Source organism: Glutamicibacter sp. BW80 (assembly GCF_002332385.1).
GTDB lineage: Bacteria > Actinomycetota > Actinomycetes > Actinomycetales > Micrococcaceae > Glutamicibacter.
On the sequence record NZ_NRGV01000011.1, the window covers coordinates 109269 to 124555 of the forward strand.

Annotated in this window: 11 protein-coding genes; 6 read left to right on the plus strand and 5 right to left on the minus strand. The window is 60.0% G+C overall.

Going from position 1 to position 15287, the window contains the following annotated elements:
• Positions 1-2: 2 nt before the first annotated feature.
• Both CIK76_RS02275 and CIK76_RS02280 read left to right on the plus strand, forming a co-directional pair.
• On the plus strand, positions 3-1331 hold the full coding sequence (locus tag CIK76_RS02275) for an enolase C-terminal domain-like protein (RefSeq protein ID WP_096283179.1): 1329 nt from the start codon (positions 3-5) through the stop codon (positions 1329-1331).
• Positions 1332-1457: 126 nt separating this feature from the next.
• Positions 1458-2399: an AEC family transporter gene (locus tag CIK76_RS02280; protein ID WP_096283180.1), complete on the plus strand. Its 942-nt coding sequence runs from the start codon at positions 1458-1460 to the stop codon at positions 2397-2399.
• A gap of 191 nt (positions 2400-2590) precedes the next feature.
• On the opposite strand, the gene CIK76_RS02285 is transcribed toward CIK76_RS02280, so the two are convergent.
• Together CIK76_RS02285 and CIK76_RS02290 are read right to left on the minus strand one after the other, a co-directional pair.
• Positions 2591-4399: an L-lactate permease gene (locus CIK76_RS02285; protein WP_096283181.1), complete on the minus strand. Its 1809-nt coding sequence runs from the start codon at positions 4397-4399 to the stop codon at positions 2591-2593.
• Positions 4400-4821: 422 nt separating this feature from the next.
• The gene (locus tag CIK76_RS02290) at positions 4822-5619 is read right to left on the minus strand and encodes a class III extradiol ring-cleavage dioxygenase (RefSeq protein ID WP_096283182.1); all 798 of its coding nucleotides are present in this window, start codon (positions 5617-5619) and stop codon (positions 4822-4824) included.
• Between the two features lie 168 nt (positions 5620-5787).
• On the opposite strand from CIK76_RS02290, the gene CIK76_RS02295 reads away from it, so the two are divergent.
• Complete coding sequence (locus CIK76_RS02295) at positions 5788-6231, plus strand: MarR family transcriptional regulator (protein WP_176484056.1); 444 nt, start codon at positions 5788-5790, stop codon at positions 6229-6231.
• 6 nt (positions 6232-6237) lie between these two features.
• On the opposite strand, the gene CIK76_RS02300 is transcribed toward CIK76_RS02295, so the two are convergent.
• The 3 genes from CIK76_RS02300 to CIK76_RS02310 all read right to left on the minus strand — a co-directional run bounded on the left by CIK76_RS02300 (position 6238) and on the right by CIK76_RS02310 (position 12089).
• Positions 6238-9438 (minus strand): DEAD/DEAH box helicase, encoded by a 3201-nt coding sequence (locus CIK76_RS02300; protein ID WP_176484057.1) that lies wholly within the window; start codon positions 9436-9438, stop codon positions 6238-6240.
• Positions 9439-9640: 202 nt separating this feature from the next.
• A complete protein-coding gene (locus CIK76_RS02305) occupies positions 9641-10348 on the minus strand; it encodes an FCD domain-containing protein (protein WP_096283185.1) in 708 nt (235 codons plus the stop codon).
• A 28-nt stretch (positions 10349-10376) separates the two neighbouring features.
• Positions 10377-12089 (minus strand): L-lactate permease, encoded by a 1713-nt coding sequence (locus tag CIK76_RS02310; RefSeq protein ID WP_096283186.1) that lies wholly within the window; start codon positions 12087-12089, stop codon positions 10377-10379.
• Positions 12090-12200: 111 nt separating this feature from the next.
• On the opposite strand from CIK76_RS02310, the gene CIK76_RS02315 reads away from it, so the two are divergent.
• The 3 genes from CIK76_RS02315 to CIK76_RS02325 are packed head-to-tail and all read left to right on the plus strand — an operon-like array spanning position 12201 to position 15063.
• Entirely contained in the window at positions 12201-12965 is a 765-nt protein-coding gene (locus CIK76_RS02315; RefSeq protein ID WP_096283187.1) for a (Fe-S)-binding protein, read from the plus strand.
• Between the two features lie 17 nt (positions 12966-12982).
• Positions 12983-14434, plus strand: a complete 1452-nt coding sequence (locus CIK76_RS02320) for a LutB/LldF family L-lactate oxidation iron-sulfur protein (RefSeq protein WP_096283208.1) — start codon at positions 12983-12985, stop codon at positions 14432-14434.
• Positions 14431-15063: an LUD domain-containing protein gene (locus CIK76_RS02325; RefSeq protein WP_096283188.1), complete on the plus strand. Its 633-nt coding sequence runs from the start codon at positions 14431-14433 to the stop codon at positions 15061-15063. Before CIK76_RS02320 ends, CIK76_RS02325 begins: the two co-directional genes overlap by 4 nt.
• Positions 15064-15287: the final 224 nt, after the last annotated feature.

A 15287-nucleotide genomic window follows, 5' to 3' on the forward strand; every position in this document is an offset into this window, starting at 1 on the left:
CGATGAGCAGCCAGCCAACTATCGCCTCGATTCAGGTCATTCCTGTCGCCGGACATGATTCGATGCTGTTGAATCTCTCCGGCGCCCATGGCCCGTTCTTTACCCGCAATATCGCCATCATCACCGACTCCGAGGGCCGCACCGGCCTGGGCGAGGTTCCCGGCGGCGAAGCGATCCGGTCAACCATCGAGGAAGCCGGGGTACTGCTTACCGGTGCTCCGGTCGCGAAATACCGTACGCTGCTGCGCCAGGTCGCTGCCCGTTTCGCGGACCGGGATTCCGGCGGACGCGGTGCGCAGACCTTTGACCTGCGCACCACCGTGCACGCGGTGACGGCCCTCGAATCCGCTTTGCTGGATCTGCATGGCCAGTTCCTCGGTGTGCCGGTGGCCGAGCTGCTAGGGGACGGGCAGCAGCGCGATGCGGTACCAATGCTTGGCTACCTGTTCTATGTGGGCAACCCGGATCAGACCGACCTTCCGTACCTGCGCGAACCACAGGGCGCAGATGCCTGGGGGCGCGTGCGCCGGGAAGAGGCCATGACTCCCGAAGCCATTGTCCGCTTGGCCGAGGCGGCCCAGCAACGCTACGGTTTCAAGGACTTCAAGCTGAAGGGAGGAGTTCAGGATGGTGACGCCGAAGTCGATGCCGTCATCGCTCTGAAGCAGCGTTTCCCCGAGGCTCGAATCACCTTGGATCCCAATGGCGGATGGCTGTTGAAGGACGCGATCCGCTTGGGCAAGCGCATGGCCGGCGTCGTGGCCTACGCCGAGGACCCATGCGGTCCGGAGGGGCGCTTCTCGGGACGCGAGGTGATGAGCGAGTTCCGCCGGGCCACCGGACTGCAAACCGCCACGAACATGATCGCCACCGACTGGCGGGAAATGGCTCACGCGGTGCGCACCAACGCGGTGGATATCCCGCTAGCCGACCCGCATTTCTGGACCATGTCCGGTTCGGTGCGCGTCGCCCAGCTCTGCGACGAATTCGGATTGACTTGGGGGTCGCATTCGAATAACCACTTCGATATTTCGTTAGCCATGTTCACTCAGGTCGGCGCCGCGGCGCCGGGCGAGATCACTGCCCTGGATACGCACTGGATTTGGCAGGATGGCCAGGGACTCACCGAGGATTCGCTGCTGATTCGAGATGGCGAAATCAAGGTTCCGCAGCGCGCAGGTTTAGGTGTCGCGCTGAATATGGATCGGGTGCAAGAAGCTCACGAGCTGTATCTCGAACACGGACTGGGCTCACGCGATGATGCGGTCTCCATGCAATATCTGATCCCCGGCTGGACCTTCGATGCGAAGAGTCCCGCCCTGGTTCGCTAGCGGGCAGCAGTAGAATCTGAATAATGTGCCATGGACGGTGGGGATAATTTCATACTTATCCCTACCGTCCATGGCCGTGAATAACCTCGGACCTGGCAGCACCATCTTTGGGCGAGAAAGGGCAACATGCAAGGAGTATTGCAAGGATTTGCCATTGTCCTGATCCTCATCGGTATCGGCCTGGTGACCTCGATAGCCTTGCCGCGAAAACGCGTGGCAATTGCCCAGGGGCTGACCCCACTCATCTTCTACATCACCAACCCCGCGCTGATGTTCACCCTGCTGGCAAGCACGGACCTGCATGCGGTTATCGGAGTATTCACCCCGATAGCATTGATCACCGCGGTACTGACCGGTGCGCTGTATGCGATGGTCGCAAGGCTGGTTTTTAAGACTCCGGCCCATCGCCTGCCCGCCGCGGCCATGTCCACGAGCTACGTAAACGCCGGAAATATCGGGGTGCCGCTGGCCCTGTACGCGGTGGGGAGCACCAACCCTGTGGTCTCGGTGCTCATTGCGCAGCTGCTCATCATTGCACCGGTCTACCTGTGCATGTTTGCGGTGGTCTCCCGAGCTCCGCGCGGCGACACAGGCAATATGCCGCTCGCGAAGACGATCCTCAAATCCATCGCCAATCCGGTCACCATTGCTACCTTGCTCGGCGCGGTCTTCTCGTTCTTTGGCTTGCGGCTGCCCGAAGTCATTCACGCTCCGGTGCAAATGCTCGGCGACGCGTCGATCCCCCTCTTGCTAATGGCCTTCGGCATGGCGTTGTACGGCCAGCGTCCGCTGTCCGATAAGGACCTGCGAGGCGAAATCTATCTGGCGACCGCGTTCAAGGTGATTTTCATGCCGGTGCTCGCCTGGCTCGTGGCCCGATTCGTCTTTGGCCTGGCTGGAATCGAGCTTCTCGGCGTGGTGATCATGGCGGCGCTGCCCACCGCGCAAAACGTCCTGCTATTCTCCCAGCAGTTCAAACTGCCAGTTGCTGTGCCCCGAGAAGTGGTGCTGACCAGCACCTTGCTCACCATCCCGGTAGTACTGCTGGCAACGTTCCTGCTGGGCTAGGCTGGGCTGGGCTGGGCTGGGCTGGACACGGATGAAAAGTGCGCTTCAGCCGTTTTCATGCCTGTCCAAGGGGAGCGACAAAGCGTGCAGCCTCCTGCCTCGCCGTTCGCGGTCGATTCGCAAAACCCAGAGCACACGAGCGAGCCCAGGCAAGCCCGCATGATTGCCGGCTTGCCTGGGCTCCGCTTTTTCTATTCTGAGAACTTCGGCGAATGGGCGCCGGGATGCTTGCCTGCGGCATATGGCTTTTGCTTGAGCATCCACCGGACAATCAGCGCGATGGCTATCAGCAGCACCGCCAACATGATTGTGCCAGCATTCAGCCCCAACCCGTGAATGAACAGGAAGGAAAGTGTGCCGCCAGCCAAGCAATAGTAGATCGTGACGAGGATCGTCTTGCGAAGCAAGTCACCTTCGCGCCCTAGCAATCCAACAGTCGCCGAGGCGGCCACGATGTTATGGATGGAAATTGGATTTCCACCAGCACCACCGATGGCCTGTGCCGCCACAATGGACTCCGGAGGAACCCCGATCTGAGCCCCTGTGGAAAATTGGAACTGCGAGAAGGTCAGGTTCGAAATCGTATTGGAGCCTGCCACGAATGCTCCCAGCGCACCGATCCACGGCGCGATAAGCGGCCAGAAGCCCCCGGAAATCGCCGCGGCCCCTTCGGCCAACGTCACCGGAATGCTGGAGAGCCCCGAATTATTCAGTTCCGGTCCCGATTGGATCAGGATGCGCACCAGCGGAACGGCGAAGAGCAATGCAACGGCGGTGCCAAAGAGCTGCCCTGCCGACACCTTGAATGCGCGCGCAATTTGGGCGCCGTTCATCTTATGCAAGACGAAGGCAAAGACGGAAGCGAGGATAAGCACGAAGCCGGGAAGGTAGAACGGTTGGATACTGGTGCTGATTCCGGTGCCGAGAATGTCCGCTACTGGAATCGCCAGTCCCGTCAGGAATGCTTTAAGATCCGGGATCACTCGAGTCGCGACCAATAGAGTGCCCATCAGAATATAGGGCGCCCAGGCGCGCAGCACGCCCATGCGCCCGGTAAGGTCAACGGCCTTGGCCGATTCGAGGGAGCCCATCCAACGCTCGGACCAGGTCTCCTTGGGCCCGAAGTCGAAGACTTCCTTGGGCATCAGGAATCCACGGCTGGAGGTAAACATGACCAGTGCGAGGCCGATCAGCCCGCCGAATAGCGAAGGGAATTCAGGACCGAGGAAGCGGGCAGTAAGTACGGAGGGGACCGTCATGGCGAGGGATGCGTAGATGGCGAAGGGCCATACGGCCAGACCGTCCCGGAAGCGGCGTTCCGGTCCGAAGAATCCGGTGAGCATGCAGACCATGATCAAGGGAATGAGCAAGCCGACGATGGCGTGGATTATTGCGACTTGCAGTCCGATTGAGCCCACGAACTCCGGCATGGTCACGCCCAGCACGCTGATGCGTTCTGCCACCGCAGGATCGCCACCGAGCCCCTGCTGGACACCAATCAGGATCGGGGTGCCCACCGCGCCGAAACTCACCGGCGTGCTCTGGATGATCAGGCCCACCATCACCGCGGCCATAGCCGGGAAGCCCAAGGCCAGCAGCAACGGTGCGACCACGGCGGCGGGAGTACCGAAGCCCGAGGCCCCTTCGATGAAGCTGCCAAATAGCCAGCCGATGATCACCGCTTGGACGCGACGGTCAGGAGAAATGTTGTTGAAGCCAGCCCTGATGGTGGACATTGCGCCACCAACTGTAAGCGTCGCGAGCAACAGCAGAGCGCCGAACACAATGTAGAGCATGGTTGCCGCGACGACGAGCCCCTCAATCGAGGCTGCAAGCACACCGCTGAAGTCCATTTTCCAGACGAACAGTGCTACCAGCACCGCAACGACATATCCGACCGGCATCGCGAATTTCGCGGGCCAGCGGAAGCCTGCGAGCAACACTCCAACCACTAATATCGGCGCCAGCGCGAGCAACGCGAGCACAGCTAAGTTGTCCATATTTCTGATCCTCTCTGACCATACTTCCGCAGAGTTCCAGTCTGCGTCCAGGCAGCTTCACTTAGTGCGAGAAACCAATCACCTTATGGTCAGACCACTATGGTCTGACCATAAGAGCATAACCTATTCTCACATAAATTGTGAGGGTAGTCACGCAATGGATTGTGCCACAGCCGCCGAGAGGACCGCGAGGGGAAGGGGCATTGAAGTTCTGACCTCACCAGAAAACCTGCGGACCCCAAGCTCCGCCTCTCTGGATCCAGTTACATTTAGCCTCGATATTTCCAGCCGAATAGGCCTGCCGTCACAGAAACGGCGCACAAACCGCTCGTCACGCCACCTTTGATCTGGCACCAAAAACGATCCCGCGGCCCAAGGGGGCCGCGGGATCGTTATTTTGCTGCTTGGGGCCTTGCAGAGTCTTAGGTCAGCGTCCAGGAGCGCTTGGACAGCCCGTACCAGAAGCCGTCGATTGCCGTCTTCGCGTCGATACCGCCGGATGCATAGGCGGCACCGAGGGATACGTACAGCGGCGCCCAGTGCTCGGAGCGAGGATGAGCCTCGCGTGCCGCCGGCGCCTTGTGCATGAAATCTAGGATAGAGTCCACATCTCCGCGCGCCATCGCCTCTTCGGCCCAGTGGTCGAATTCGCTAGAGGCCGCCGGCGGAGTGGAATCGGCTCCCGCAGCAGGATTGAACCAACGCAGATTGTGGGTGGTGAACCCCGACCCGACAATCAACGTTCCGCGGTCGCGCAACGGGGCCAGTGACTTTCCGAGTTCGAACAAGCCAGCTGGATCCAAGGTCGGCATCGACATTTGCACCACCGGAACGTCGGCCTCCGGAAACATTTCCTTCAACGGCACATAGGCTCCATGGTCGAGCCCGCGAGTCTCATCGCGTTCCACATGGTGGCCATGTATTGCGGTCAGCCGCTCAACCTCGGCAGCCAGCTCTGGTGCCATAGGCGCGTCATAGCGTACGTCATAGTACTTCCGCGGAAAGCCCCAGAAGTCATAGACAAGTTCGTTTTTCTGCTGCGTGGCACTCAGCGTCACCGGAGCATTTTCCCAGTGCGCGGAGATCATCAGAATGTCCTTGGGCTTTTCGATGGCGCCTGACCAGTCAGCTAATTCGCTGGTCCATCGGGCATCATCGGCCAATGGCGGTGCGCCGTGGCTAAGGAAGAGGACTGGAGGGAGTTCTGCTGGCTGCGTCATGAGACAAGGATACACTCAAGTTTATTGAAGCTTCAAGTAATTAGCGTTGTTATCCATGGCACCACCCGCCGCGAAACGCATCCTGCGCACGGTGTCTGCAACCGCACCATGGTCTTATTTGCGAGCTAAAAGTCGATGACCGGGCTGGAGATACCTAGAATGGTAACCATGCACGATGAAAAGCTGCTTTCCGAGGTGGAAAAAGAGTTCACCACCACCCTGCTTCGCGCCCGCCAGACAATCCGCGAACGCGCCAGAGCGATCCATCCGGAGCTGCAGGCACCGGGCTACCGGATTCTGTCCTTCTTGATTCACCACGATGCACAGCAGCAAGGTGTCCTCGCCGAACACCTCGAACTGGACAAGGCCACCATTTCTCGAATGGTCAAGCAGCTTGAGACCATGGGGCTCATTACACGTACTTCGGATCCAAACGATGGCCGAGCCCAGCTGGTTTCGGTCACCGGAAAAGCGCGCGAGGCCTGGAAAGTCAGCGGGAATACCCTGCGCGAGCGGCTTCACCGCCGCTTGTCCGAATGGGACGAGACGGATGTGCGTCGTTTCGCCGACCTGCTGCACCGTATGAATGAGGAAATCGAAGATCCCCAATAATCCCGGTTACTCGAGAAGCGCCATGAAATCCTCGGTATTCAGGGATGCTGCTGCCGCCATTTGGTCCGAATCCCCCAGCACCTCGTTGAAGAGCTGGGTCTTCCTTGCCTGCAAAGCCAGTACCTTGTCTTCAATGGTGTCCTTCGCAACCAACCGGTACACATACACCGGCTTATCCTGACCGATGCGGTGCGCCCTGTCGATAGCCTGGGCTTCGGCCGCGGGATTCCACCACGGATCCAGCAAAATGCAGTAGTCCGCTGCGGTGAGATTAATGCCGAACCCTCCGGACTTGAGCGAGATGAAGAAGACCGGGAATTTGCCGAGCCCAAAATCCTCGATGAGCTCTCGGCGCTTTGCCCCGCTGGTGCTTCCGTCCAGGTAGCCGGTTTCAAAGCCAAGGTGCAGGGCAACGCCGCGCGCCTTGGACAAGAACGAGGTGAACTGGCTAAAGACCAAGATCTTATGGCCTTCGGCCACCGCATCTTCCAGCAGCGAATGCAGCAGTTCAAGTTTCGCGCTTGGGCCGGTCCCTTCATCAACAAGCGAGGGGTCCAAGGCAAGCTGGCGAAGCAAGGTCAGCGACTGCAAAATCTTGAACCGGTTGGAATCCACGTCTTGCACCAGACCCAGCACCTCTTGGCGCACACGCTGGAAACGCCGGTCGTAGGCTTTGCGGTGCGCCGATTCCAGATCCACGTAAATGACCTGCTCGGTCTTCGCCGGAAGGTCCTTGGCCACCTGTTCCTTGGTCCTGCGCAGGACAAACGGACGCAACCTGCTCTTCAGCCGTTGCATTCGCGAGCCATCCCCCGAAGCGATGGGCTTGGAATAGCTGTCCTTGAAGGCCTTGAGCCCACCGAGCAGGCCGGGCGCGGCTAGTGAAGTCAGCGCCCAGAGTTCCAAGAGGTTGTTTTCCACCGGAGTGCCGGTGACCACAAACTTGCACGGCACTTGAATCTGGCGCACCTGCTTATATCCCTTGGAAGCGTGGTTCTTGACCATTTGCGCTTCGTCCAGAATCAGCACCGAAAAGCCCATCGCTTCAAAGTGCTCGAAATCCAGCCGGAAAATTGCGTAGCTGGTGATCACCAGTTGCGCATCGCCGATTGCTTCTGCCACGCTCGAGCGGCGCTTGGTGCTGGTCTCGCCCAGCGCCGTGGTGCGAAGCTGCGGCGTGAATTTGGTCGCCTCGCTCGCCCAGTTGCCTACCACCGAGGTAGGCGCGACCACCAGATATTTGGCCTCCGGATCCTCGTGACGGGCTTTGTCCAGTGCGGCGAGCAACTGAACCGTCTTACCCAGTCCCATATCGTCCGCGAGCACACCACCCAGCTGATGGCGGCGCAAAAAGTCCAACCAGTTGAGCCCTTGCTGCTGATAGTCGCGCAAGGTGGCGGTGAAGGATTCGGTGACCTGCACCGGCTCCGGACCATCCGCCCCGGTCAGTTTCGCCATCGCGGTGAGCCACTCATTTTCCTGAGCTTCGATAATGCCCAGCGCTACCAGTTCTTGCCACCAGTCAATGCTCAACCGGTGCATTCGCACTCCCGAGGATGTGCTTTGCGCCAGTTCACCGGCTTCCGCAATGAGCTGGCGCAAGACATGGAACTCTTCGCCATCGATGGGAACCACCCGAGCGTCTTCCAGCACCAGGTAGTCATCCCCGGCGCTGAGCGCGCTGAATAGCTCGACAAAGGGAATATTCTGGTCGGCAAGCTTGATATCGACGTCCAGGTCGAACCAATCGTTGCTCGATTCGCCGGCCCCGATGCTTACCACGGCTTGCCCCTCGGCGACTCGGTACTCGGGGACTGCGGTCTGCTCGTCGACGTGCACATCGGGGTGCTCACGCAGCAATGGCAAGGTATCAAGCACAAAATCGATGCTCTCGCTGGTGTCCAGGCGCAGTGCTGCGAAGCTTCCCGTGTTCGTCTGCACCAGAGGGTGCTCGGAACCGACTTTGTCCAGGATGCTGCGCACGATCAGTCGTTCGGTTTTCCGCTGGCGTACCCCCGCATCGGCATACTGCCAGGAGAAATCTCCGGTCAGTTCGTTGCGCGAATGCCGCAGTTCGAGCCGCAGCATTGGCCGCGCCGGTTCCGGTACGTCGAAACTTCCATCGGTGCTGCTCAGCGGCGCAACGAGACGCAACCGGGACAAGAACGATTGGTTGAAATCGGATATCTGATCCGCCGGAATTTCCACCGGACCATTGCGGATAAGATCTATGAGCTCGTTGGTAATCGCCGGTTCGAAGCAGGCAAGGTGCAAGGAGCCGCCCTTGTCCGGTGCCCCGTCAGAGAACACGGCCGCGGCCGGTGGCCTGCCCAGCGCGATCATGGATTTCGGGAATCCCTCCGGAGCCGAAATCTTGGGATCCAGGGTAAGCCCAGTGGGGCCTTGCCTGAAATCGACAAAACCCGTCGCAGGTGATTGCGGGAAGTCGAGGGGTTCCTTCGTCTTGGCGGCCACGATCGCGACACCCGAGTCGCGGATGCTTTTCAGACAGTGCGCCAGCTCTTCACCGGGCAGGGCGTTGAGGGTTACCCAATCGTTGCCCCAATGATTGTAATAGTAGGCTTCGCCCTGTCGCAGCGTCAGAGCGTGCAACTCCATCATCGCCTTGCGTTGAGTCTCATCGAAACGCTTGTCATGTTGCAGATTCGCCCATGAGACGCCGCTTTGCACCCAGGGCGAGCGGCTACCCGGTTGGGCCGGGCGCACTTTGATGTCATAGGACTCGGCATGCCGATATCGTTCATGAACTACCGAGACCAGCATGCCCAGCGCCAGGATATCGGCCTCGGGTTCCGCCACGGGCAAGAGTGCTTGCAAGGATCGTTGCCAGTGCGGAATCGGCCGCGGGCTCGACCCGTCATGGGGGTTGAGGCTGGAGTCGTCGCTGACCGTCAGTTCTTCATCCGGGTTGCGCGTCAGGTACAGCCCCAGCGCGGCGATGTGCTTGCACGGTCCGTCCAGTTCCTTGGCCGAGCAGTTAAAAACATAGTGGACTTTTCCATTATTCAGTTCCAGCTGGATGAACGCATCGGCGTCGGCCACGTCGGCGTGGACACGACTCATCCCGCCGGTCTGCACCCAGCGGTACGGGTTCACCTCACCCGACGAATGGATGAGGCTGCCCTCCATCATCGTTCGGGCAGCGAAATACCGGTTCAGCTCGGGAAAAGACAGCGTGTATTCCATGTCCACCATTCGTTGCAGCTCAGGTCCAAGGGAAGCGGTAGCTCAAGTCTATTTGCTTGCCCGACAAAATACCTCGTACCCTCGGCCACTGATGCAACGCCGAATTCCGCTGGAATTCATGCCGTGCCATTCATTGAAACTTCGACAAGCAAACCCGGTAGCTTTCCCCTTGAGGGATAGCTACCGGGTTGATCCTTTTGCCCTAGCGCGTCTGCGAATAGAACCAGGTGATGTGTTCTTCCAACAACTGCGCTGCACGTTCACGCTGGTTGGTGGCGAAAGCGTGGTGAATGGCCTTGTGCTGGCGGCGGAGCACGCGCACGATCGGCTGCCACGACTCGTCATCAGGAATTGATTCGGAGACGTAGTGGCTAATCGAGTTTCGCAAGGATTCCATCATGGTCTCCACCACCGAATTTCCCGCCATGGAGGCCAGCAACACGTGGAATTCGGCATCGATCCGGTGGAACGCGTCGCGGGAAAGCTGCGGGTCATCCATGCGCATGATCAACACCGCGGTGCGGTCAATGACCTGCTGGGCATGCGCCGGATTTCGCGGATTCATCTGGGCGGCCCAGGTTTCCATCAAGATTCGGGATTCAACTATTTCGCGAACGTTGATGCCTTTCGCGGCCAAGTGCATGCGCAAAGCTTGAGAAATACCCGCGGACGGGTTGGAGATGATGACAGCGCCGGAGTTCGGGCCGGAACCCGTCGAGGTTCTGACCAAGCCCAGCACATCCAGCACGCGGATGGCATCGCGAACCGATGCCCTGGAAATCTGATGCTGCTCCGCGAGCGCACGCTCGCCGGGGAGCTGGTCCCCTATGGCGAGTTTTCCGGAACGGAGGTCTGCCTCGATTGACTCAAGGACGACCTGGTACGCACGCGGGGCTGGAGTAATAGACATCAGAAGACCATTTTAGCCTTGAACTAGATTACGGAAGCATCCACGACAAAATCGGCGTGGACTGTAGGTAAACCAGGGTACACAGTACCAGCAGCATGCCTACGGACCAGCCGGCAACTTTCTTGAGGATCACCGATTCCTGGCCTTCCATCTTTACCGCGGTGGCGGCAATTGCCAGGTTCTGCGGGGAGATGAGCTTGCCGACCACGCCACCGGAGGTGTTCGCTGCGACCAGCAAGGTCGGGTCGATGCCGGCGTTGACGCCGGCGGTCTGCTGCAGCTTGGCGAACAGCGCGTTGGCGGAGGTATCCGAACCGGTCACGGCGGTGCCGATCCAGCCCAGGATCGGGGAAAGGAAAGCGAAGGCGCCGCCGGCACCGGCGAGCCAGGTACCCACGGTGATGGTCTGGCCGGACAGGTTCATCACATAGGCCAGGCCGAGCACCGAGAGGATGGTCAGGGCCGCGTAACGCATGCTGTACATGGTTTTGCCGACTTCTGCCAGGCCTTCGCCGAAGGTCATGGCGTATTTGCCGTTGCCGGTGTTGCGCGAGTAGACGAATGCAACGATCACACCGGTGATCAACAGCAGTGTGCCCGGGGAGGACAGCCAGGAGAAGTTGTAAATCGTCGAGGCTACCGCCTCGCCCGCTGCGTCGACCACGCTGCCATGCAATCCTGGCCAGCCGAACTTGATATCGGTGCTGGCCAGCCACGCCGGAATATCAACGCCCAGCTTCCACAGTTTGGCAATACCGAAGATCACGATCACCAGCAGGTACGGGAACAAAGCCATCCAGGTGTTGTTGGCGTGCAGCTTCTTGTTATGCTCCACCGGCTCGGCAGCAGCCTCCGGGGTCAGCACCCGCGCTCGCGCCTCGTCGGCACCCTTTGGAGTCCAGAAGCGAAGCAGAATCACTGCGGCGGCCAAGCCGACGAGCGAGGCCACAATATCGGTCAGCTCGTAGGAGAAGTAGGTCGAGCAAAGCCACTGGGCCACACCGAAGGAAATGCCGATGGTCAGGGTCGCCGGAAGAGTCTGGCGCATACCACGCCAGCCGTCGATAACCAGGACCAGAATCGACGGGACAAAGAGGGCCAGCAGTGGTGACTGGTGGCCCACAACCGCGCCGATTTCGGTGGCCGGGATTCCGGTCAGGGCACCGGCGGTGGTGATCGGGATGGCAACTGCGCCGAAGGCAACCGGGGCAGTGTTGGCGATCAAGACGGCACAGGCCGCACGCAATGGAGCCAGACCCAAAGCCAGCAGCATGGTTGCGGTAATTGCCACCGGAGCGCCGAAACCTGCCAGTGCTTCGAGCAGCCCACCGAAGCAGAAGGCGATCAGCACGGCCTGGATGCGGACGTCGCCACCACCAATCACATCAAAGACCCGGCGCAGATCCTCGAAGCGTCCGGACTTCACCGTCACCTGGTAGAGGAAGATGGCCATCACCACGATCCAGACGATCGGGAAGGCACCGAAGACCATGCCCATCACCCCGGAGTTCAACGCCATGCCAACCGGCATATGCCAACCAAAGATCGCGATGATGATGGCGACTGCCAGCGAGCCTAGGCCGGCTATATGTGCTTTGGTCTTGATTACTGCCAGCAAAACAAAGAAGGTAAGAAGAGGGATCAAGGCAACAAGTGCTGAGATCGCTACACTTCCCGCAACTGGATCTGTGGAGGGTGTAAACACGGTGTGGGCGTCCTTACTCGAAGTTGGTCTGACCATACGTGGTCCGACCACCTAGATTACAAGGTGAGTACGATCACAACAAATCTTGACTTATCCAAAGATGAACACATAGTATGGTCAGACCACACTTCGAAAGAGTTATTTACTATGCGGATTGCTCTCTTTGCCACATGCATCGTGGATGCCATGTACCCCGAAACCGCCAAGTCGACCGTCAAAATCTTGGAACGCTTGGGCCATGAAGTCATTTTCCCCAAGGCCCAGGCCTGCTGTGGGCAAATGCATATCAATTCCGGATACATGCCTGAAGCCCTGCCCGTGGTCGAAAACCACATCAATGCCTTTGACACCGACGACTACGATGTCGCGGTAGCTCCTTCGGGTTCCTGCGTTGCCTCCGTTAAGCACCAGCACCCGTATCTGGCAGAGCGGCTCGGCAAGCCCGAGTTGAAGGAACGAGCGGTTGCCGTCGGCAAGCGCACCTATGAGCTCTCGCAGCTCCTGGTTGACGTGCTCGGCGTGAGCAACGCCGCCGAGCAGCTGGGCAGCTATTTCCCGGACACCATCACCTATCATCCTTCTTGCCACGGCAAGCGTTCGCTGGGGCTTGGCGACCGCCAGCTTGACCTGCTGAAAACCGTGGGAGGCATTACCGTCGAGGAACTTCCCGAAGCGGATCAGTGCTGCGGCTTCGGCGGGACCTTCTCGCTGAAAAACGCCGACGTATCCACCGCCATGCTCGAAGACAAGATGAAGAACATCTGCTCCACCGGTGCTTCGGCCTGCGCCGGGGGCGACGCCTCCTGCCTGATGCACATCGGAGGCGGACTTTCACGCACCGGAGCCAAACCAAAGACCCTGCACCTGGCCGATATCCTGGCCAGCACCATGGAAGAGACGGTGACCCTGTGACTCAGGTATTCCTCGGCATGCCAGCGGCGGGACATGGCAACCTTTTCGAAGAAGAGCCATTCCCCCAGGCCGCGCACCGCGAGCTGGGCAACACCCAGATGCGCAAGAACCTGCGCCATGCCACCCACACCATTCGCGACAAGCGGGTGAAGGTTGTCGGTGAACTTCCCGACTGGGAAGAGCTGCGCGATGCCGGCTCGGCCATCAAGAACAACGCGATGGCAAATGTCGAAGAGCTGCTGCTTCAGTTCGAGAAGAACTTCACCGCCCGTGGCGGCACCGTCCACTGGGCACGGGATGCGACCGAGGCCAATAAGATCGTCACCGAGCTGGTCAAGGAAACCGGCTCCACCGAGGTGGTCAAGGTCAAGTCCATGGCCACCCAGGAAATTGGCTTGAATGAATACCTTGAGACCCAGGGCATCGAGGCCTTCGAAACCGACCTCGCCGAACTCATTGTTCAGCTGGGCAACGACAAGCCAAGCCATATTCTGGTCCCCGCGATCCACAAGAACCGCACCGAAGTGCGCGATATCTTCTTGAAGGAAATGCCTTCGGTGGACCCGGAGCTCACCGATGAGCCGGCCAAGCTGGCCGAGGCAGCCCGTTCGCATCTGCGCAAGAAGTTCCTGGCCGCCAAGGTGGCGATCTCCGGTGCGAATTTCGCCCTGGCAGATACCGGCACCCTAGGCGTCGTGGAATCCGAGGGCAACGGCCGCATGTGCCTGACCCTTCCCGAAACCCTGATTACCGTCATGGGCATCGAGAAGGTCCTGCCGAAGTGGGAGGACCTCGAAGTCTTCATGCAGCTGCTTCCACGTTCCTCCACCGGCGAGCGCATGAACCCGTACACCTCGCTGTGGACCGGGGCCAGCGCCGACGACGGACCGCAAAATGTGCACGTCGTGCTGCTGGATAACGGTCGCACCCGCGCCCTGTCGGACCGATTTGGCCGCACCGCGCTGAACTGCATCCGCTGCTCGGCCTGCATGAATGTGTGCCCGGTGTACGAACGCACCGGCGGGCACGCCTACGGTTCGACCTACCCCGGCCCGATTGGCGCGATTCTTTCCCCGCTGATGACCGGCATCGAGGCAGAGGACAACGGTTCGCTGCCCTATGCTTCCTCGCTGTGCGGCGCCTGCTACGACGCGTGCCCGGTGAAGATCAATATCCCCGAGATCCTCGTGCACCTGCGCGGCGAAGACGTGGATGCCAAACGCGAGACGCATAAGATCCCCACCCAAATGGACCTGCTGATGAAGGGTGGTTCCTGGGCGCTGGGCAAGGGCAAGAACCTGGGGCTGCTTGAAAAGGCTCTGCCGCTGGGCCGCCTGATGGCCGGCAAGGACAAGAAGATCAAGAAGCTTCCGGGCATCGCGGCCGGCTGGACGCAGAGCCGCGATATCCCTGCCCCACCGAACAAGTCCTTCCGCGACTGGTGGAGCGACGAAAAGGAGTCCAAGTGAGCGCCAAAGAAGAAATCCTCGGCCGCATCCGTTCGGCGCTGTCAGATGCGCCGGTAGCCGAGGAAACTCCCCGCGAGTACCGTACCTCCTCGCAGATGTCCGAGGAAGAGCTCATCGAGATGCTGGTAGACCGGCTGGTCGATTACAAGGCGGGCGTAGAGGTCATCGACAACGCGCAGATTCCCGAGTTTGTTGCCGCGAAACTGAAGGACGCTAATTCGGTCGTCTTCCCGCATGGGCTGGATCAGCAGTGGCTGGCTGACCTGCCGCAGGGTGTCGCCCAGATTGCCGATGCCCCAGGGTCACGGCTTACGGTTGCCGAACTGGATGAGACCAGCGCCGTGGTGACCTCCTCGCAGGTGACCATCGCCGAGTCCGGAACCATCATCCTCGACGGCGAGCCGAATCAGGGGCGCCGCGCGATCTCATTGGTCCCGGACCATCATCTGTGCATCGTTCCGGTGTCCAGCATCGTGCAGCTGCTCCCCGAAGCAATGCCCCGGCTGACCATCACCCGCCCGTTGACCTGGATCTCCGGGCCGTCGGCCACCAGCGACATCGAGCTGGAGCGAGTGGAGGGCGTGCACGGTCCACGCACCCTGGACGTGCTGCTGGTGCGCGGGCTGTAGCAAACACATTCACTAAAGCCATCGTGGCCGGATCCCGTTCCTAAAATTCCAAGGGGATCCGGCCACGAGTCTATTAATCGGCGCCGGCTGTTGTTGCCACTGCCATTTTGTTGGGCGGCTCGGCGGGCCATGCCGAAGCATTCTCCTGTCCGGTAACCAGATCCAAGCTATGCCTCGCCGGGTGCTCTGTGCCGTGGTTCCACCGCTGGCGGCATCTGGCAGCT

Excerpts from the sequence above, each read along its gene's own strand:
- CIK76_RS02290 (WP_096283182.1), bottom strand. The coding sequence starts at position 5,619 with ATGACGCAGCCAGCAGAACTCCCTCCAGTCCTCTTCCTTAGCCACGGC.
- CIK76_RS02280 (WP_096283180.1), top strand. The coding sequence starts at position 1,458 with ATGCAAGGAGTATTGCAAGGATTTGCCATTGTCCTGATCCTCATCGGT.
- CIK76_RS02315 (WP_096283187.1), top strand. The coding sequence starts at position 12,201 with ATGCGGATTGCTCTCTTTGCCACATGCATCGTGGATGCCATGTACCCC.
- CIK76_RS02275 (WP_096283179.1), top strand. The coding sequence starts at position 3 with ATGAGCAGCCAGCCAACTATCGCCTCGATTCAGGTCATTCCTGTCGCC.
- CIK76_RS02295 (WP_176484056.1), top strand. The coding sequence starts at position 5,788 with ATGCACGATGAAAAGCTGCTTTCCGAGGTGGAAAAAGAGTTCACCACC.
- CIK76_RS02300 (WP_176484057.1), bottom strand. The coding sequence starts at position 9,438 with ATGGAATACACGCTGTCTTTTCCCGAGCTGAACCGGTATTTCGCTGCC.
- CIK76_RS02305 (WP_096283185.1), bottom strand. The coding sequence starts at position 10,348 with ATGTCTATTACTCCAGCCCCGCGTGCGTACCAGGTCGTCCTTGAGTCA.
- CIK76_RS02310 (WP_096283186.1), bottom strand. The coding sequence starts at position 12,089 with ATGGTCAGACCAACTTCGAGTAAGGACGCCCACACCGTGTTTACACCC.
- CIK76_RS02320 (WP_096283208.1), top strand. The coding sequence starts at position 12,983 with ATGCCAGCGGCGGGACATGGCAACCTTTTCGAAGAAGAGCCATTCCCC.
- CIK76_RS02285 (WP_096283181.1), bottom strand. The coding sequence starts at position 4,399 with ATGGACAACTTAGCTGTGCTCGCGTTGCTCGCGCTGGCGCCGATATTA.